The 20,144-nt window shown below is 48.8% G+C and carries 17 protein-coding genes; 8 read left to right on the top strand and 9 right to left on the bottom strand.

The genetic code is table 11. The annotated features are described in order from the left end of the window. The first annotated feature begins 96 nt into the window (after positions 1–96). From RYZ26_RS11665 to RYZ26_RS11655, 3 genes are read left to right on the top strand one after another with little or no spacing between them, the layout of a single operon-like run. Positions 97–1,788, top strand: a complete 1,692-nt coding sequence (locus RYZ26_RS11665; protein ID WP_317683389.1) for a cyclic peptide export ABC transporter — start codon at positions 97–99, stop codon at positions 1,786–1,788. Then, positions 1,785–2,663: a prohibitin family protein gene (locus RYZ26_RS11660; protein WP_317683388.1), complete on the top strand. Its 879-nt coding sequence runs from the start codon at positions 1,785–1,787 to the stop codon at positions 2,661–2,663. The genes RYZ26_RS11665 and RYZ26_RS11660 overlap by 4 nt, the downstream gene beginning before the upstream one ends. Before the next feature lie 2 nt (positions 2,664–2,665). Next, entirely contained in the window at positions 2,666–3,820 is a 1,155-nt protein-coding gene (locus RYZ26_RS11655) for an ABC transporter substrate-binding protein (protein WP_317683387.1), read from the top strand. Between the two features lie 107 nt (positions 3,821–3,927). On the opposite strand, the gene RYZ26_RS11650 is transcribed toward RYZ26_RS11655, so the two are convergent. From RYZ26_RS11650 to RYZ26_RS11620, 7 genes are all read right to left on the bottom strand, one after another. Next, complete coding sequence (locus RYZ26_RS11650) at positions 3,928–6,123, bottom strand: methyl-accepting chemotaxis protein (protein ID WP_317683386.1); 2,196 nt, start codon at positions 6,121–6,123, stop codon at positions 3,928–3,930. Positions 6,124–6,397: 274 nt separating this feature from the next. Next, on the bottom strand, positions 6,398–7,108 hold the full coding sequence (locus tag RYZ26_RS11645; protein WP_317683455.1) for an amino acid ABC transporter ATP-binding protein: 711 nt from the start codon (positions 7,106–7,108) through the stop codon (positions 6,398–6,400). Between the two features lie 125 nt (positions 7,109–7,233). Continuing rightward, entirely contained in the window at positions 7,234–8,331 is a 1,098-nt protein-coding gene (locus tag RYZ26_RS11640) for an amino acid ABC transporter permease (protein ID WP_317683385.1), read from the bottom strand. Position 8,332: 1 nt separating this feature from the next. Next, on the bottom strand, positions 8,333–9,529 hold the full coding sequence (locus RYZ26_RS11635) for an amino acid ABC transporter permease (protein ID WP_317683384.1): 1,197 nt from the start codon (positions 9,527–9,529) through the stop codon (positions 8,333–8,335). 89 nt (positions 9,530–9,618) lie between these two features. After that, positions 9,619–10,641 carry an amino acid ABC transporter substrate-binding protein gene (locus tag RYZ26_RS11630; RefSeq protein WP_317683383.1) on the bottom strand — a complete coding sequence of 341 codons (1,023 nt, stop codon included), beginning with the start codon at positions 10,639–10,641 and terminating at the stop codon, positions 9,619–9,621. Between the two features lie 511 nt (positions 10,642–11,152). Continuing rightward, entirely contained in the window at positions 11,153–12,172 is a 1,020-nt protein-coding gene (gene ansA / locus RYZ26_RS11625) for an asparaginase (protein ID WP_317683382.1), read from the bottom strand. Continuing rightward, complete coding sequence (locus tag RYZ26_RS11620) at positions 12,169–13,575, bottom strand: aspartate ammonia-lyase (RefSeq protein WP_317683381.1); 1,407 nt, start codon at positions 13,573–13,575, stop codon at positions 12,169–12,171. Before RYZ26_RS11620 ends, ansA begins: the two co-directional genes overlap by 4 nt. A 210-nt stretch (positions 13,576–13,785) precedes the next feature. Between RYZ26_RS11620 and RYZ26_RS11615 the strand changes: the two genes are divergently transcribed. Both RYZ26_RS11615 and RYZ26_RS11610 read left to right on the top strand, forming a co-directional pair. Further along, positions 13,786–14,598, top strand: a complete 813-nt coding sequence (locus RYZ26_RS11615) for a helix-turn-helix domain-containing protein (RefSeq protein ID WP_317683380.1) — start codon at positions 13,786–13,788, stop codon at positions 14,596–14,598. 86 nt (positions 14,599–14,684) lie between these two features. After that, positions 14,685–14,876 carry a (2Fe-2S)-binding protein gene (locus RYZ26_RS11610; protein WP_317683379.1) on the top strand — a complete coding sequence of 64 codons (192 nt, stop codon included), beginning with the start codon at positions 14,685–14,687 and terminating at the stop codon, positions 14,874–14,876. A 56-nt stretch (positions 14,877–14,932) separates the two neighbouring features. Here RYZ26_RS11610 and bfr (RYZ26_RS11605) read toward each other — a convergent pair whose 3' ends face one another. After that, a complete protein-coding gene (gene bfr, locus RYZ26_RS11605) occupies positions 14,933–15,403 on the bottom strand; it encodes a bacterioferritin (RefSeq protein WP_317683378.1) in 471 nt (156 codons plus the stop codon). Between the two features lie 12 nt (positions 15,404–15,415). Next, entirely contained in the window at positions 15,416–15,880 is a 465-nt protein-coding gene (gene bfr, locus RYZ26_RS11600) for a bacterioferritin (protein WP_317683377.1), read from the bottom strand. A gap of 317 nt (positions 15,881–16,197) precedes the next feature. On the opposite strand from bfr (RYZ26_RS11600), the gene RYZ26_RS11595 reads away from it, so the two are divergent. From RYZ26_RS11595 to RYZ26_RS11585, 3 genes are read left to right on the top strand one after another with little or no spacing between them, the layout of a single operon-like run. Then, positions 16,198–17,475, top strand: coding sequence for an imelysin family protein (locus RYZ26_RS11595; protein WP_317683376.1), 1,278 nt, complete (start codon positions 16,198–16,200; stop codon positions 17,473–17,475). 56 nt (positions 17,476–17,531) lie between these two features. Beyond that, positions 17,532–18,986, top strand: a complete 1,455-nt coding sequence (locus RYZ26_RS11590; RefSeq protein ID WP_317683375.1) for a multicopper oxidase family protein — start codon at positions 17,532–17,534, stop codon at positions 18,984–18,986. Positions 18,987–18,988: 2 nt separating this feature from the next. Then, positions 18,989–20,143, top strand: a complete 1,155-nt coding sequence (locus RYZ26_RS11585; RefSeq protein WP_317683374.1) for a di-heme oxidoredictase family protein — start codon at positions 18,989–18,991, stop codon at positions 20,141–20,143. The last annotated feature ends 1 nt before the right edge of the window (position 20,144 follow it).

Below are 20,144 nucleotides of genomic sequence, written 5' to 3'. Positions count from 1 at the left end.
CATGAAGAATTATCGTTAAAATGAACTGTATGAGACCTGAATTTGTCACACATGTCCTGATCAAACAGACATACGCAAAGGTCGATTTGATTTAACATGAATATCATCAAGCAAATCGGCATCCTTGATTTCATACATCGTGAAACCCAGGGCATCACCCGTAAACTCTTCATTTTAACGACGTCTGCCGGGGTAGCAAACGCGTTGAACCTTGCCATCATCAACGCAGCTGTTGAATCCATCGCAAATGACGGGCCAAAATGGACAGATTTCGCCCTTTTTGCCCTGTCGCTGACGCTGTTTGTCTATTCCCTGCGCTATATTCTTTATGAATCCACGCAACTGGCTGAACAAGCCATTGCCAGCGTGCGCATCCGTCTTGCAAACAAGGTACGCAAAATTGATCTGCTGTCCCTTGAATCCATTGGGGCTGCCGACATCCATTCCCGTGTCAGCCGAGACACCACCGCCATTTCACAGGCTGCGCGCCCGCTTTTCGCCTGCGCACAAGGGATCGTGATGATCCTGGTGACCCTGATTTATATCGGGGCGGTTTCCCCCATCGCCATGGGGGCGTGTCTGTTGTTAATCGTAGCAGGTGGTGGATATTACATGCAGCAACGATCAACTTATGAAGAAGGCCTGCAAACTTCATCTGATACCGAAGATCGTCTGTATAACGACTTGGATAACCTGTTGAAAGGTTTCAAGGAAGTTCGCCTGAACAAGCCCAAAAGCGAAGACGTCTATTCTGAATTCAGAACGTCCGCGTCAAAGGTGCGCCGGGTACGTGGCAAGGTTATGTTACTCTTTTCCGACAATATCGTCTTTGTCGAAATGTTCTTTATGCTGCTGCTGGGCACCATCGTTTTCGTATTGCCGAACTTTTCTGATGGTATTGCCGAAGATGTGACCAAGATTGTGGCCGCCATCCTGTTCTTCTTCCAGCCCCTTGGCAATGTGACCATGGCGATCCCGATGTTTTCTGCCGTGAATGTCACCGTGGACAACCTGAAGCGTCTGGAAAATGAACTGGACGATGTGCTTAAAAAGCAACCGGATAACCCGGATCAGGATATTGAAGATTACAGCAACTTTAAAAATCTGACCCTGAAAGACTTTGGTTTTGCCTATCATGATCATCATGGCAAGCAACGCTTCCATGTCGGGCCGTTCAACACCACACTGAACCGGGGTGAAATTGTCTTTCTGGTCGGTGGTAACGGGTCTGGTAAAACCACCTTTATGAAGCTGCTGACCCATCTTTATCAGCCAACCGAAGGGGCACTTTATGTGGATGATACGGAAATCGACACCCACAATGTCCAGTCCCTTCGCAACATGTTTTCCTGCATTTTTACCGACTTCCACTTGTTTGATAAGCTCTATGGCTTACAAGAAGTCGATGAAGACAAGGTCCATGCCCTTTTAAAGATGATGGAGATCGACCATAAGACCGGATATGAAAACGGCGCCTGGATGACGACTGATCTGTCCACCGGGCAGCGCAAACGTCTGGCTATGGTCACAGCTTACCTTGAAGACAAACCGATCTATATCTTTGACGAAGTGGCCGCCGATCAGGACCCGCAATTCAGAAAATATTTCTACGAAACTTTGCTCAAAGACCTGAAAAAAGCAGGCAAGACCATCATCGTTGTCTCCCATGATGATCATTATTTCCATGTGGGTGACCGGATCTGGCAAATGGATTACGGCCAGCTCAGTGAGATCAAAACAACCAGGCCCCCCCGCAGACGCTCCGTTAAGACAGAGGATAAATCATGACAGAGGAACAGAAATCACCATCATGGTTTAAACGCACGTCCCGGGCCACTGGACGTTTTTTCAAACGTCAAATTCCTTTTTTCGTGCTTGGCGGGCTTCTGCTGGGGATGGGTTTTATCGCCTTTTTCCATCATATCGTGGTGTCGATCAATCCCGGAGAACTGGGTGTTCTGTGGCGCAGACTGGCTGACGGGACTGTACTTGATCGCACCTATAACGAAGGGCTGCATTTCATCCTGCCCTTTAACCGCATGTATCGCTACAACGTGCGTAACCAGAAGATCAATGACGAACTGGACGTGCTGACCGTCGACGGGTTGACCGTCAAGGTCGATTATTCCATCCGTTATTATCTCAAAGCTGAAAATCTGCCCTTGCTACATGCCAAAGTGGGTCCCAATTATGCAGATGTGGTGGTCAAACCCGAAGTCAGATCAACCATCCGTACCATTTTCGGGCAATTCAGACCGGAAGAAATCTATACTTCGCAGCGCGCCATTCAGGAACAGGTCAATGAAGTCGCGCGTGAAAAATTTCATGCACTTTATGTTGGACTGGATGGGGTGCCAATCCATAAGATTGAACTGCCAAAAGTCATTTCATCAGCCATCGAAGAAAAACTCGCAACCCAACAGCGTGAAAAATCCTATGTCTTCCGCAGGTCCATCGCCATCAAGGAAGCAGAACGCCTGCAAATTGAAGCCAATGGTCTGAAAAACTATAACAAGACGTTGGCCGAAAGTCTGGATCAGGACCTGCTACGCTGGTACGGTGTTAAAGCGACAGAACAGCTATCCAAATCCGATAACAGCAAAGTCGTTGTCATCGGCAGTGGCAAAGACGGCCTGCCCATCATCCTTGGACAGGATAAATAACAATGGAAGGCTTCTTTCGACGGCTGAAATATTATTTCTACGCCTCAATCGCCATAACCTTGCTCGTGATCTTTTGGCCCCACGGTCCGCATTTCAACGATATGGCCCGTGACCGGGACGCCACATTGGCAGATAACCTTGATACACTGAACGTTGGCGTCAGCTGGCCCATCGAAAAACGTGGGCCCGACCTGGTCCAGGGTATGGAACTGGCCATTGATCACATCAAGGACACGGGGCTGTTGAAAGACACCACCATCCAGTTGGATGTGCGCGATGATATGGGAGAGATAAAAAAAGCTCAAGATATCGCCACCGCCTTTGCTGATAATGAGACCATGAGCGCGGTGATCGGTTACGGCCATGACCGTCAGGCAACGGCTGCAAGCATCATCTATCAAAGTGCGCACCTGCTGCAAATCGTTGTCGGTGCTCACAGCACGCAATTGAACCAACGCGATCAACCTTACCTTATTCGCGCGATCCCATCGGCCAAAGATTTTGCAGGCAAACTTGCAGCGTCCCTTGGCGATAAACCCAAGACCTTTGCCCTTATTCGAGAAAAAAGCGGCTATTGGGAAGAGTTTGCAGAAGATTTTTCGATCCATCTTTATCACAAGGGGGCGAAACGGGTCTTTCATCGCACCTACCCGGTTGAAATCCCGCCGGACTATGTTCATGCCAGTCTGGAAATCCGCGAATTAGATGCGGATTTCATCCTCTTTGCCGGGCAAGCGAACGAAGCCGGACGGTTCATCAAAAAGGCACGCGACATCGGTATCACCCAACCAATCCTCTGTTCCTGCACAGATATCGACACATTGCGCAAGGCTGTTGGCAAACATCAGCAGAACGTTTTCCTGCCGGGCTTTTATGATCCCAATCTGACCAGTCCAGTTAATCAGAAATTCTTCACGGATTATCAGACGAAATTTGGTAAAAAACCGAACCGGTGGGCGGCGCAAGGCTATGACGCCTTGTTTGTCCTTGCCCATGCGGTCCGGCAAAGTCAGTCCGTTAAACCATCTGACATCGCCTGGACAATCCGGTATATGCCACCGGTTGAAGGCACATCCGGTCAGTTTGACTTTACAGAAGATGGTGATCTGACAGGCAAACCCGTCTACATCCACTCCCTACAAACGCCATCAGGCTAAACGCTGAACAAAAAAAGGGCGCAGGATCGAAAAAGAGGCAAAATTTCGAACCCTGCGCCTAAGTGTGCGATGTTCTAGGGAGAATGCATCGCAGGAAAGAACTCGTTCTAGGCCGCGCCACCCAGATGTTTCAGGTACTTATCAATATTACTTTGCAGATTTGCAGCTTCTTCTGAAAGCTTAGTGGAGGTGCCACGTAGATCATTGGCAAGGTCGCCCGTTTTCTCAGCTTCCCCGCCTACAGCATTGACGATCTGATCAATTTCGGATGACCCGTCAGTAATGCCTGACATGCTCGATGAAATTTCCACCGTCAGGCTTTCCTGTTGTGCCACGGTTGAGGAAACTTCAAACTGAATGTCATGGATTTGCGAAATCACATCGTTGATCTCCCCAATCGCAGACTTCGCATCCACCACCTGGTTTTGGACATCCGTAATGGTCTGAGAAATCTCATCCGTTGCATCCGATGTCAAACCTGCCAGACGCCCAACTTCATCGGCCACAACCGCAAAGCCTTTACCGGATTCACCGGCACGCTGGGCTTCGATAGTGGCATTCAAGGCCAACAGGCGGGTTTGGGACGCAATATCACTGATCATGCGGGTCACTTCACCGATCTTGGAGCTGGAATTTTCAAGTTCCATCACGGCCTGATCCCCAACCTTGGCCACAGAAATCGCAGCTTCAGCTGTTTCTTGCGCCTTGGTGGTTTTTCCGGCCATATCAGAAAAGTTGGTATTCAACTGACCTGTTGTATCAGCAGCAGAAGCTGCACTGGCGCGGTTTCTTTCAGAAATACCTTTAGCCTGATGGGCTTGCGTAACCGTTTCATGAGATTGTGCATCCAGTGACGTGGATAAACCTTCCAGAGTTTTAGCTTGTTCTGCTACCACTTGGGCTACAGCCGTTACTTCTTCCATAATCTTTGAAGAAAATTCTCGTTCCTTGGCCTGCTGGGTAATATCGGTCCAACTCAACATGGTACTGACATGATTGCCGTGCATACTCAGGACAGCTTGCGTATCCAGTTCAATATGACATTCTTTATAGGTCAATTGCTGTTTGTGTGGCAGATTATCGGGATTGAGTAACCGGGCCACAAAATCACCGCCTTGTGCAAACACATCTGCGCTTTTGCCAGACACGTCATTGTCCACGCCCAGGTTCAGGAATTCACGGGCCGCCGTATTGGCATAGTTCAGCTTGCCTTCCAAGTCACACAAAACGATACAGGACGCACTGGTGTCAATGATACGCTGGCGACGATAAGCTTGACGTACACTTTCGCGCAATTGCTCCAAAGCTGATGCCATAGTGCGGAATTCATCTTTTCCGGTAGGCGGGATTTCAACAGCTGTATTCCCGCCGCCCAGAATTTTCATTGCATCGGCAAATGTTTTAAGCTTGGAAAAAACAGCAAAGCGCAGCAGCACCCAGCCACCGACAGCACAAATTACCAGTGCCAACCCGACAATCGAAATCGCCTGATTTCGGATATCCAGCAGGTTGTTCTTAAACTCGCTAATATCACGGGTCAACGACACCGTCATCCAGGTATCACCCGTTGAGGCAGGAACATCGACAAACAACGTCTCAAGGCTTTGTTGGTCTACACCTTCGTTGCCTTCTTCTTTCGTCGCCCCATCAGGTTTACTTTCCAGCAGGACTTCCTTCTTGTCGTTCAGAAGCTGCACATCACCAGATAACGCACTGCCCAGCTGTTTAAACTGCGGTAATGGATCAGTGATGATTTCAATATAACCAGCCACCTTAAATCCGCCGATTGGCATGATTAAACTATGGACAGGTGCCCCGCCTTTTGTACGCCAAGTAAAGGCAATAGGCTTGCGTTGCGCGGCCTTATCGCGTTTCTTAAGTTGCTCAAATATGGATGCATTCTTTAAGACAGACTGATCAATCCCCTTTTGTGAAAAGGTCAAATCTTTAAGTTCTTTGTCAAAGACATGCACGCCACGTAAAAGAACAATTTTATTCACAACTTCCTGTGCGCGAAATGCCTCACTCGCGCCGATTTCCAGTTTTTTAAGATCATTTTCCCGTGCCCCTTGCAGCAACACACGATCACGTGACCATTTGTTTGCAATCGGAAAAATCGTTTCATAATAGCTTTCCGCGATATTCTGTTGCACCAAAAAGGAGGCAATCTCACCGGAAGTATCATTGAAGTTTTTGACAGAAAATTTCTCGTATGAATTACTCAGCCAGATCAGGGTTGTGATCATAACTGCAGTACTAAAGACGCCAATCAGCGCCATAATTTTACGTATGGTCCAATACATATATCTCAATCCTAGAAGCAAATATTTTTATTCAAGGCTTGTTGTCTCCTCGTTTGCTACTTGAGCATCTGATAGGGCAAGAACTATTCCTCCTTTATTCTCCCCTAATTTATTATGGCCATCAAAAAGGGCGAGAGCAAGTCCAAAGAAACTCTCGCCCTAGTTACATCAGTGACCGATAATCTGACTCAAGAAATCTTTGGTTCTCTCTTCCACTGGATTGCTGAAGAACTCATGTGGTTCGTTTTCTTCGATGATCTGGCCGTCANTTACATCAGTGACCGATAATCTGACTCAAGAAATCTTTGGTTCTCTCTTCCACTGGATTGCTGAAGAACTCATGTGGTTCGTTTTCTTCGATGATCTGGCCGTCAGCCATGAAGATGACGCGGTCAGCCACTGTTTTGGCGAAGCCCATTTCGTGGGTAACACACAGCATCGTCATGCCTTCTTCGGCCAATTGTACCATAGTATCCAATACCTCCTTAATCATTTCTGGATCAAGGGCAGAGGTGGGTTCGTCAAACAGCATGATCTTTGGTTCCATGCACAAGGAACGTGCAATCGCCACACGTTGCTGCTGACCACCGGAAAGCTGGCCCGGGTATTTGCCCGCCTGTTCCGGGATTTTTACCCGTTCCAGATAATGCATGGCGCGTTCTTCTGCGACCTTGCGCGGTTCCTTGCGTACCCACATGGGGGCAAGTACGCAGTTTTCCAGAATAGTCAGGTGCGGAAACAGGTTGAAGTGCTGGAAGCACATACCCACTTCGCGGCGAATGGTATCGATGTTTTTCAGATCGTTGGTCAGTTCCACACCATCAACGATGATCTGGCCCTGCTGGTGTTCTTCCAAACGGTTGATACAGCGGATCATGGTGGATTTACCGGAACCGGAAGGTCCACAGATTACGATCCGTTCGCCCTTATGGACGTTCAGGTTAATGTCACGCAGAACATGGAAGTCCCCGTACCATTTGTTCATATTGATCAGTTTGATCACGTCTTCTTTGGAGACTTCGTGATCCAGATTGTGGCCCGCGCGCAGTTCGGCCTCGGTCACGGTATCTGTAATTGCATCAGGATCTTTTGTCATTTCTCATTACTCACTTAGCGTTTGTGTCCGGTGTGAAGTTTGCGCTCCAGTGATTGACTGTATTTGGACATGCCATAACAGAAAACCCAGAAACAGAACGCTGCAAAAATATAGCCTTCCGTCGCAACGCCGCCCCATTTCGGGTCAACGATGGAGGATTGCACGGTCGCCAGAATGTCCAGCAGACCAATGATCAGCACCAGTGTGGTGTCCTTGAAAAGCGCGATGAAGGTGTTCACGATCCCCGGGATCACGAGCTTCAACGCCTGGGGCAAAATGATCAGCCCCATGGAGCGCCAGTAGCCAAGGCCAAGGGCGGCCGCCGCTTCAAACTGACCTTTCGGAATGGCTTGCAAGCCCCCACGGATCACTTCGGCCATATAGGCGGACTGGAACATGGTAATCCCGATCAAAGCGCGCAGCAGCTTTTCAAAGTCCCAACCGGATGGCAGGAATAAAGGCAGCATCACAGACGCCATAAAGAGAACCGAGATCAGCGGCACACCGCGCCACAATTCAATAAAGGTCACACAAACAAAGCGGACCGTCGGCATTTCAGAACGACGACCCAAGGCCAGGATCACCCCAAACGGCAGGGCTGCAACGATACCGACGTAGGACAAAACCAATGTCAGCATCAAGCCACCCCATTGGTGAGTTTCCACGTGCGCCAGACCAAACATACCACCCAGCAGCAAGATCCCGACCACAACCGGCAGCACGGTCAGACCCGCCACGCCGATCCAGGCTTTATAAGGGAAGTTCTTGATGAACTGCGGCACCACAACGAGGGCCAACAGAAGGAAGCTGAGATCCACACGCCATCTTTCTGCCTCGGTATAAAAACCGTAAGTAAAGAAGCCGAGACGGGATTTCACAAACACCCAGCAGGCACCTGCGCCTGTACAGGCTTCCGGTCCGTCGCCTGCAAAGTTTGCTTCAAAGAACACCCAGTTTAACAGCGGCGGGACAAATTCCCACAACAGATAAAGAGCAAAGAGGGTCATCAACGTATTGGCAGGCGTTGACACCAGATTCTGGCGCACCCAGGCAATGGGTCCCGTGGTGGATACGGGCGGTGGGAGCGCTTCTTTTTCAACATATTTTCCCATATTAACGCTCCTTCAGGGCCATGGATTTGTTATACCAGTTCATCACGACTGACAAAGTCAGGCTGATGGTCAGGTACACGGCCATTGTCATGGCAACGATTTCAACGGCTTGTCCGGTCTGGTTCAGGGTCGTGCCCATAAAGACCGAGACGATATCGGGATAGCCAATCGCGGTTGCCAGAGACGAGTTTTTCGCAAGGTTCAGATACTGGCTGGTCAGCGGCGGGATCACCACGCGCATGGCCTGCGGGATAATGATCAAACGCAGCGACACGCTTTTCTTGATCCCAAGGCTTTCAGCTGCTTCTGTCTGACCATGGGGGACGGCCAGAATACCAGCACGCACGATCTCGGCGATAAAGGCAGCGGTATAGGTGGTAAGCGCCATAAGCAAGGCAATGAATTCGGGGATGATTGGCACACCACCGCGGAAGTTAAAGCCTTTCAGACCCGGCATATCCCAGCTGAGCGGAGCACCAAGAAGAAGGAAAACAACAAGCGGCAAACCAATGATCAGGCCAAGGCTGCTATATAGAACAGGGAACTGCTGTCCGGTTGCTTCCTGGCGTTTGCGAGCCCATTTTGACAGAACAATGCAGCTCATAATACCAAGAATAAAGGCAGCAACAACAAAGTTGAAACCGGCTTCCAAAATCGGTGCAGGTACATAAAGGCCACGGTTATTCAGGAAGAAGATACCTGCAAACTCTGCACTGTTACGTGGGCTTGGCAACGGTTGCAGAACGGCGAAATACCAGAAGAAAATCTGCAAAAGCAACGGAATGTTACGCAAAGTTTCCACGTAAAAGCTTGCAACTTTGGCAATCAGAAAGTTCTTGGACAGACGGGCCACACCCATCACAAAGCCCAAAAGCGTTGCAAGGATAATACCCACAAAAGAAACAATAACCGTGTTTAACAGACCAACCAGGAACGTACGACCGTAAGTTGACTCGGAACTGTAGGGGATCAGGCTCATCAAAATTTCAAAGCCTGCCGGATTATTTAAGAAATCAAAGCCCGTTGTAATCCCTCGGCTTTCCATGTTCTGCAGCGTATTCTGGAAAATTGTCCAACCCAACCAGATCAGGACAGCAACCAGCAACGCCTGAAAAACATACCCACGTACTTGTGGGTCATTCAGCATCGAGGAAGATTGTTTGGGCTCAGTGGCGATGTCGTTATTGTCATTCGACATTTGCACACTCCAAACTGTAACTTATTAGAAAAAAACGGGTGTATTTCGCTTTTTAAAAGGTCAATACACCCGTCTGTATAATCGAGGTCTTAGCGTACTGGCGGTGCGTACTGCAGACCACCTTTAGTCCACAGACCGTTCAGGCCACGTGCGATTTGCAGTGGTGTGTTTGGACCAACATTGCGGTCAAACATTTCGCCGTAGTTACCAACCTGTTTGATGGCGTTGAATGCCCAGTCTTCAGACAGACCCAGTTTTGCACCTGCATCACCGGATGTACCCAGCAGACGCTGTACGTTTGGATTTGCGCTTGATTTCATCTCATCAGCGTTCGCAGATGTTACGCCAAACTCTTCAGCGTTGATTTGTGCAAACAATGTCCATTTAACAATGTTGAACCACGCATCATCACCCTGGCGTACAACCGGGCCCAGTGGCTCTTTAGAGATAACTTCAGGCAGAACGACTGCAGAACCTGGGTTTTCCAGTTTAGAGCGCAGCGCATAGAGCTGTGATTGGTCAGACGTCAGGATGTCACAACGACCAGCGGCGAAGCCTTGTACTGTTTGATCAGATGTATCGTAAACAACAGGGCTGAATTTCATGCCGTTGAGCTTGAAGTAATCAGACAGGTTCAATTCAGTTGTTGTACCAGACTGAATACAAACAGACGCGCCGTCCAGTTCCAGTGCAGACTTAACACCCAGTTCTTTTTGAACGAGGAAGCCCTGACCGTCGTAGTAGTTAACGCCTGCGAAGTTCAGACCCAGAGACGTATCACGTGTGTGCGTCCATGTTGTGTTACGTGACAGGATGTCAATCTCACCAGATTGCAGGGCAGTGAAACGTTCTTTTGCTGTCAGCGGAATGAATTTAACTTTGTTGGCATCACCCAAAACAGCCGCAGCTACCGCGCGGCAGGTATCCACGTCAAGGCCAGTCCAGTTACCTTTTTCGTCAGGCAGAGAAAAGCCTGGAAGACCTGTCGATGCACCACAGATCAGCTCGCCACGTGCTTTTACAGCTTCCAGAGTGTCTGCTGCCATTGCAGCAGTTGCTGTAACAGCCGTTGCAACGAGTGCACCAGCGACGACAGATAGTGAATTCTTCATTTGATATTCTCCTGAGATATGATGTCCGGTGTGACAGAAAACCTGCATTAAAAAACCGGACGCCTTCCTTGTCAATCAGTTTATTTTAAGTTTGGCTCATGCCATTTTTATATGTTTGAAGCGTGCTGTGTTTACCACGGCACACACCAAGTATATAAAATCGGGCTTTGGATTTGCTTGCTTTTATGAGCTGGTTTCGGCGTTATTTTCAAACTTTCCGTCACCAAACCGATAAATCACAGAATTTTATTGCAGTGTTTTACGTTTTCATAAAATCACAGCAAGGAAGCCTCTTTTTGTTTTATGCATTTTTTATAAACCACAGAGCGCATCGCTAGAATTTTGCAAATGGTGCACTCCCCTTCGCAAACAGTTACAAAAAGTGCACCAGGTCACACCAATTTTCACAAACTTCAAATGCCTAATAAAAAAGGGATGGCACTTTTGTACAAGCACCATCCCTTCCTTTGCACCTTAAGGGGTAAACTCCATTGTAGGGGAGACTCTCGGGTCAAGAGCGATTACATTCACCGCAATAAGGAACCAGCAATTCTCTGCGAATCTTATCTGCACGACAGCCTCGGCTGATCAGGAAATGCAGCTTGGTAAAGGCTGCTTCCAAGGTTAAATCAACACCCGGGACCACACCGATTTTGTTAAAAACATCCCCGGTCGCATAAGCGCCCTGATGAACAGCACCCTGAATACATTGCGAACTATTGACCACGACAATGCCTTTGTCGCTGGCATCCGATAGAAAATCGATCAGACTTTTATTGGTGCTGGGCGGGTTCCCCACCCCATAGGACAGAATGATCAGTGCCTTTAAGTCTTCACTGTCCAGCATTCCACGAAACATCCTGCCGTCCATGCCGGGATAAAGCTGCAACATGGAAACCGCATTAGGTTCAAACGCTTTGGTGTGGAAGTCCGGTGTTTTTCGACGATGGATCAGGTTTTTATTGAGATCCACATTAATCCCTACCGTCCCAAGCCAAGGAAAGTTGGGCGAATCAAACGCATCAAAGCCTGTGCTTTTTAATTTGCGTGTTCGATTGCCCCGCATAATCCGCCCATTGAAATAGAGACAAACTTCAGGAATATCGTAATCAGCTGCCAGAATAAGACTGGTCACCACATTAGAAAAGGCGTCATTGCGCAATTCAATCAGCGGAATTTGCGCCCCCGTGACAATCACTGGCTTATTCAGCCCCAGCAACATGAAAGACAGGGCCGAGGCCGTATAGGCCATCGTGTCTGTTCCATGCAGAATGACAAAACCGTCATATTTTTCATGATGTTCAATGATCGTATCGGCGATCTTGCGCCAGTCCGATGGATGAACGTTTGCGCTATCAATCAGGGTTTCAAATTCAATCAGGTCATAATCTGGCAGGGGCGTCAGCGTGCGCCCCTCCAGACGACGGGCCAAAAGATCAGCAAATCCATCGACGGGCTGATAGCCCTGATCGGATGTGCGCATGCCAATGGTCCCGCCCGTATAAACGATTAAGATACGTGGTTTCGTCATGGCGATCTTCCTTCCTGTGGTGACAACATGGATTGCGGACTTAACAGGCGATCAAGTTCAACTTCATCCAAAAGCTTTTCACCAATCACCAGCGAGCGTACGGTTTCCCCGGTCTCTAACGCCGTCTGCGCAATCCGTGAGGCGTTGCTATATCCAATATGGGGGACAAGGGCAGTAATGCTACCGATACTTTGATTGAGCAAATGAGAACAGCGGTCCACATCAGCCTGAATGCCCTTTACGCAACGTTCTTCGAACATCTTGCAGGTTTCGCGCAGCATCTTGATGGAATTAAGAATGTTATAAACGATCATCGGTTCCATCGCATTTAACTGCAACTGCCCGGCTTCTGCCGCAAAGGTAACTGCCAGGTCACTGGCGATCACCTGATAAGACGCCTGATTAACCGCCTCGGGAATCACCGGATTTACCTTACCCGGCATGATGGATGACCCGGGCTGCATCGGTGGCAGTTTGATTTCTCCAAAACCCGTGCGTGGACCGCTTGAAAGCAGGCGCAGATCATTGGCGATTTTGCTGAGTTTAACGGCAAATCGCTTCAAGATGCCGGAAAAAGCAACAAAGGCGCCCATGTCAGAACTGGCTTCGACAAGGTTGGAGGCAAGTTTCATATCTTTGCCCGAAATTTCAGCCAGATTTTGAACTGCCAGCTTGGCATAATCCGGGTGCGTGTTGATCCCTGTGCCAATGGCCGTGCCACCCAGGTTCACTTCACATAAAAGCTTGGAGGCTTCGCGCAAACGGTCGATATCTTCCCCCAAGGTCACCCCAAAGGCTTCAAATTCCTGCCCCAGTGTCATAGGCACGGCATCCTGCAACTGTGTGCGACCCATCTTGACCACATCAGCGAATTCATCGCCTTTTAACTGAAATGCTTTGATCAGGCTGGAAATACGATCAATTAACGGATCGGCAGCAAACTGGATGGCCAGACACGCTGATGTAGGATAGGCATCATTGGTGGACTGCGAACAGTTCACATGATCATTGGGGTGAAGATGTGTATAATCGCCTTTGCGATACCCCATCTTTTCCAGCGCCAAATTGGCAATCACTTCGTTGGCGTTCATGTTGGTGGAAGTCCCCGCCCCGCCCTGAATGACATCGACCACAAACTGATTTTGCAGGCGTCCTTCAGCAATATCACGACAGGCCTTGATGATGGCATCCGTCTTTACCGGATCGATCAGCCCCAATTCCCCATTGGCCTTGGCAGCTGCCCATTTCACCATAGACAGGGCCTTGACCAGTTCCGGGAAATGACTGATCGGCACGCCCGTAATTGCAAAATTATCTACGGCACGCTGGGTCTGGATTCCATACCAGATATCTGCTTCTAACTGCATGTCTCCTAACAGGTCATGCTCTGTACGTTTGTTCACCTTTATACTCCATCAAAAGGATTTCACCGCGCCTCTTGCCTCCATTTAAAGATGAAAGGCCAGATGTGACAATTTGACAGAAGGGAACACCTTGGCGCATTATAGTGCATAAGCTGCACCAAAGCGCACCAGTGTAGTCTATTGTAGTTTGAAGGGAAGTTTCTATAATCCCGGCCCACTTTAATGACGACAGAGCAAGGTTCGCCTCACATGAGTGACGATTTCGCCAGAAATTTAAAATTCGCCTGCGGTTACTATAAGTCGATTGCGGAAGTGTGCCGCAAACTCAATTTAAACCGGGCGCAGTTCAACCGATACCTAAGTGGACGCCACAAACCATCGGCCAATGCCATGATGCGTCTGTGTGATTTCTTCGGGATGGAAGAGTTTGAATTTCTGCTGCCCCATGACCAGTTTCAACGGCTTTTGCAGGTCAAACCCCGCAGCCAGGTCGTTGAAAAAAGCAGCTATCCAGAACTGGAACATCTTTCAAAACTGCATCAGGCCGGTGGCAACAGCCTTGAAAAGTATCTCGGTTATTATTTCGAATATTATTATTCCATGTCCTCGCCCGGTAAAATCCTACGCACACTGATCTGCATTGAGCGCCAAGGCGATGGCGTTTATTACCAACGCACAGAACGGTTTCAGGAAGCCACCAAAAATGTGGTCTGTCATGGCCGTTACAAAGGCGTGGCCCTGTTTCTGACCGACCGAATTTTCATGCTCGATTACGAAGCGCTGACCGGATACGAAATCACGGAAACCATTTTATTTCCAACTTTCCGCAACAAACTGTCCCGCCTGACAGGATTGAAGCTCGGCGTTTCAGGAAGTGGCGAACGTATGCCCTGTTGTACTCGCGTCGTCTATGAATATCTGGGCAGATCCATCAACAAGCACCGCGCCCTTTCATTGTGCGGGCTTTATGACCCGGATGAGTCAGAGATCGAAGACAGCCTGAAACAGGCACTTGCCAACACGATTTCACCTGATGAAATGCACTTCCGCGCCCGTCACTGATGCTTAGATTTAAGAATGATTATCATTTCTATTGACAATCATTCTCAATTGCACCATATTCCATCGCAGGAACAGGAGGACTTGCCATGTATGTGTGTGTTTGCAATGGAATTCGCGAGAAACAGGTGCGAAAAGCGGTCAATGACGGCGCGGCAACTGTTGGGCGTGTTTTCAAAGCCCATGGCTGCAAACCGGAATGCGCCCAATGCGTCAATTGCATGCGCAATGTAATTGAGCAGGAATCATCGCAAGACACTACTCTCCTTGCCGCAGAATAAAGAAAAGGCCCTGCACAGTAAAATGCAGGGCCTTTTTCTTAATCTGATTTATATGATCAGGAAGATTTGGACTGAATGTAGTTTTTCAGGCCCATCTTGTCGATCAGACCCAGCTGTTTTTCCAGCCAGTAGGTGTGATCGTCTTCGGTATCTTCCAACAAACCAACCAGGATTTGACGCGATACGTAATCCTGCTCTTTCTCACAGAGCGCGATAACTTTCTTCAGTTCTTTGCCCACCATCAGTTCATACTCAAGATCGTTTGCCAGCATGCTGGGCACATCTTTACCGATCTTCAGCGCATCACGGGCCGATACATCCGGTGTGCCTTCCAGAAACAGGATGCGTTCCACCAGTTTGGAGGCGTGATCCAGTTCTTCTTCCTGCTCGTGCTTGAGGCGTTCATAAAGCTCCGTCATGCCCCAGTCATCATACATGCGAGAATGGATGAAATACTGGTCAGCGGCGCTCATTTCATGTGTCAAAAGCCCATTCAGAGCGTCGATTACTTTCTTATTGCCTTTCATCTGAATGGCTCCTTACGTTTGTGATTGAATATAATTTTGCAGACCCTGTTCTTTAATCTGCCACTGCTGCACTTCGATCCAGTCGAGGAATTCTTCTTCATCCTCGATAATATCATCCAACAGATCGCGTGACACATAGTCCTGTTCTTCTTCACACAGGGCGATAGCAGCGCGCAGGTCCGCGAGCATATCTGTCATCAAATCGAATTCGCACTTGATGATATCTTCGGTATCTTCACCGATACGTAACTTGCCAAGGCTTTGCAGATTGGGCAGGCCTTCCAGAAACAGAATCCGTTCAATCAGCTTGTCCGCTTGTTTCATATCCTTGATGGACTTTTTATATTCTTTGCCACCGATTTCCGTCATACCCCAGTCATTAAACATGCGTGAATGCAGGAATGTCTGGTTAATGGAAATCAGTTCATTGCCCAGCACCTTATTCAGTTGGGCGATTACTTTTTTACTACCCTTCATGGGTAACTCCTTAAAAACAGAGATTTACACAAGAGCAGGAGACACCTCAGCAATATGGATATTTCCAGCCTCCCCTTCAAGTAAAAAAGATAAATAAAATCAAACTGTTAATTATAATAATTATTATCAATTGACGTACAACTAAAGCATTTCCTAATAAGCATTTAATCCTGCGGATTTAAGATCCTTTCGCCTCTTCCATGCAAAGCCACTTTTGAAATTATTTTTAGAAAAACCATAAAAAGTTATTGCAACTCATTCTTACTTGCTCTAGTGATATTGCAATTGATAACAATTCTTATTTTCAAAGGTTCCTCATGAAGGTCTTTAATTTCTTAAAAACAACTGCTGCCGCTGCTGTCATTCTGGCCGCAGCTTCTACTGCGCAAGCGGGTGCACCCAACACCCAGGACATCGTAAAAAACTATTCTGACATCGCCCTTGCGATGTATCAGGATTCCCTGTCTGAAGCTCAAAAACTGAAGAGTGCAATTTCTGCCCTTGTTGCGAACCCATCTGACACAACATTGAAAGCTGCACGCGAGGCTTGGGTTGCTGCCCGTGTCCCTTACCAGCAAACCGAAGGTTTCCGTTTCGGCAACGCCATCGTTGATGACTGGGAAGGCAAAGTAAACGCTTGGCCGCTGGATGAAGGCCTGATTGATTACGTTGATGCGTCTTACGGCAAAGCATCTGATGAAAACCCGGCTTACACGCTGAATGTGATTGCTAACAAAAAAGTGCGTATCGGCCCAGACATGATCGATGCCACCAACATCACCCCTGCCCTGCTTTCCGGTTCCCTGCACGAAGCGCAGGAAGTCGAAGCCAACGTTGCAACCGGATACCACGCCATTGAATTTATGCTATGGGGTCAGGACCTTAACGGCACAAACGCCGGCGCTGGTAATCGCCCAACAACGGATTTCGACACTAAAAACTGCACAAACGGCAATTGCGACCGTCGTGTTCAGTTCCTGACTGCGGCAACTGACCTTCTGATCACTGATCTGGAAGAAATCGTTGGCGCGTGGTCTGCTGACGGTGCGGCACGCAAAGACATTGCGGGTAAATCTGAAAATGATGCCCTTGCAACCATTCTGACGGGTCTGGGTTCTCTGTCTTACGGTGAACTGGCAGGTGAGCGCATGAAGCTTGGCGTCATCTTGCATGACCCGGAAGAAGAACATGATTGCTTTTCTGACAACACCCACAACTCACATTACTATAATCAGGTCGGCATGAACGCCATTTACACAGGCAGCTACACACGTGTTGACGGCTCTGTCGTATCCGGTGCAAGTGTTGGTGACCTGGCGCAATCCAAAGCACCAGAAGCACATTCTCGTCTCAGCACTCTGCTCGGGACAACAAATGCCAAGATGCAAATCATGAAAGATACAGCTGACAGCGGCAAGATGGCTTACGATCAAATGCTGGGCGAAGGCAATAAAGCAGGCAACAAAATCTTATTGGACGTTGTTGATGGTCTCGTTGCACAGACACGCGGCATTGAAAATGTCGTGTCCAAACTTGGCTTGAAAATCGAAGTCGAAGGTTCTGACAGCCTGGATAATCCGACAGCGATTAACTAGGCATTCTACAGGCTTGTTAACATCTCTTTGGGGTAGAGGGAATTAGGAGACACACCATGCCTATATCCAGAAGAAGTGTTATCGGGGGAAGCGCGGCTTTGGTCGCGCTTTCCGCGTATCCACTTCTGGCCAAACCGCATTTAAGCACGGACCGTCCGATGCTGCCCAAACGCACAGAGCCATCATTCAGTGATCAGATTACTGAAGCTAACCTGACAGCCAAGGAACGGCCACGCAAACTCTTTGCAAACGGGCCGACTTTGCCGTTTTGGACCTATAGCGATGATCCTCTGCCCATCATCAAGGTCCCGAAAGGTAGCCGTCTTAAAACACATTTTAAGAACGAACTGCCCGAACATACCTCCATCCACTGGCACGGCATTCGCCTGCCCAATCACATGGACGGTATTCCCTATGTCACACAGTCGCCAGTGAATACGGGGGAGAATTTTACTTACAATTTCACCCTGCCCGATAGCGGGCTCTTTCCCTTTCATTCCCACTGCAACACGGCGGAACAATTAGGCCGTGGTCTCGCAGGTGCCTTATTGGTAACGGGTGACGAAACCCAACCTTATGATGATGACGTTCTCTGCATCATCAAAGATTGGCGTTTGGGGAAAAACGGGGAATTTCTGGACTTTGAAACCGATGCGGGGGCCAGTCGTGGTGGAACTTTCGCAACCGTTCGCACCGCCAACCTGCAAAAACTCCCTGTCCTGAATGTGCCCGCCAACGCGGATGTGCGCCTGCGTCTGATGAGCGTCAATAACTCTCGCGTCAGCCAGATCGGCATTGAAGGTCATAATGGTGCCGCGATTATTGCAACGGATGGCCAAGGTGTTTCCCCGTTTCCGCTAAAAACCTGGCGGTTGGGATCAGCCATGCGCATTGATGTAGTTGTTCGCACCCCGGCACCTGGTGGCGAGGCTATCATCTATGACTATTTCGCCCCGGAACTTGTGCCGATTGCCAAGCTGAAATCCACCAACATTGATATGAAACGTGGGGAATTTGATCCGGCCCCACTTTATGCCCCGGATATTGCTGAACCTGATCTATCCAATGCCATCCACAAACGCATTGATTTCACAGCAACCGCAACACCAAGCTATGTTGAGCTACCCAATGGTGAAGTGTTGGATTATGCTGACAGCCTCTGTCTGTCTGATAAAACCTTCTGGGCCATGAACAAACAGACCTGGCCAGAAGATGGCCATCAAAAGCTACCTGCACCGATCCTGAACCTGAAACGCAACCGCACCTATGTTCTGGAACTGGTCAATGGCACGCCCCATATGCATCCGATCCATATTCATGGGCATACGTTCCTCTATCTCAATTCCAATAAAAAATCTTTGCCGAAACATTTTACCGATACCGTCCTGATCAAACCGAAGGAACGCATCCACGTGGCGTTTGTAGCAGATAACCCGGGCGACTGGATGTTCCATTGTCATATCATTGAACATGCCGAAACCGGGATGATGAGTATCTTACGAGTAACCTGAACATGAAGAAAACAATTGCCGTTATGGGCTTGTTGCTGGTGTCTACACCGGCGCAAGCCTCAAAGCTGGATTTTGCGTTGGGCAAAGCCCTGTTTGACCGCCCCTGGTCTTCTGCGCCAGCATCAACACAAGCAACCGACGGCCTTGGCCCGCTTTTTAATGCGCGATCCTGTGTCGCCTGCCACCCCAAAGGCGGGCGCGGTAAAATCACAGTGCAGGAAAATGGTGATATCGGTGGGATTGGATATGTCCTACGGCTGGGCAATGATAACGGCGAAGGTGATCCCGTCTATGGTCGTCAATTGCAAACCAATGCGATCCATGGGCAAAAGGCGGAAGGACGTGTTTTCCTTAAAGATGGGTATTATGAAATTCAGGACCTTGCTTATGGGGCCATGTCAAAAAACACCAACTTTGCAGGTCGCTTGTCCCAACCCTTGCTTGGCTTAGGCTTGCTTGAACAGATAAGCGATGAAACCATCCTTTCCCTTGCTGACCCCGAAGATACAGACGCGGATGGCATTTCGGGTCGTGCGAACATAATCGACGGACAGGTAGGACGTTTTGCCTGGAAAGCAGCTGCCCCCACCTTGCGCATTCAGGCGGCCAATGCCTTTTCAAACGATATCGGCATGTCCACCCCAGTTCATCCTCAGCACGAAGGCGACTGCACAAAAGCACAAGTCGAATGCGTTAAAGGGCCGCATGGAGATAGCCCGCAATTCGAAAATCTGGAAATCGACAGTCAGATGCTGAATTTAGTCACCGCTTATCTGCAAGGATTAAAGCCACCCAAATCTTCACCTGCTGATGATCAAGGACTTTTCAAATCAACGGGCTGTGCAGATTGCCACATCCCGACATTGCCGATAAAAAATGGACATCAGGTTACAGCATATTCCGACTTGCTGCTGCATGACATGGGCCCAGCCCTGTCTGACGGTATAAAAGAAGGTCTGGCAACAGGATCAGAATGGCGCACGCAACCGCTTTGGGGCACCAAGGACACCAAATATTTTCTGCATGATGGCCGCGCGCAATCGGTTGAAGAAGCCGTCAACTGGCATGGTGGAGAAGCGCAAAAGGCCAAAGAACGCTTTAATGCCCTGAATAAAAGCGATAAAACTATTCTCCTTAACTTTGTAAACAGCCTTTAGG

This window comes from Terasakiella sediminum (assembly GCF_033100395.1).
In the GTDB taxonomy this organism is placed as follows: Bacteria; Pseudomonadota; Alphaproteobacteria; order Rhodospirillales; family Terasakiellaceae; genus Terasakiella.
The sequence above is the reverse complement of the archived record's forward strand: the minus strand, read 5'-3'. Positions and strand labels throughout refer to the sequence as shown.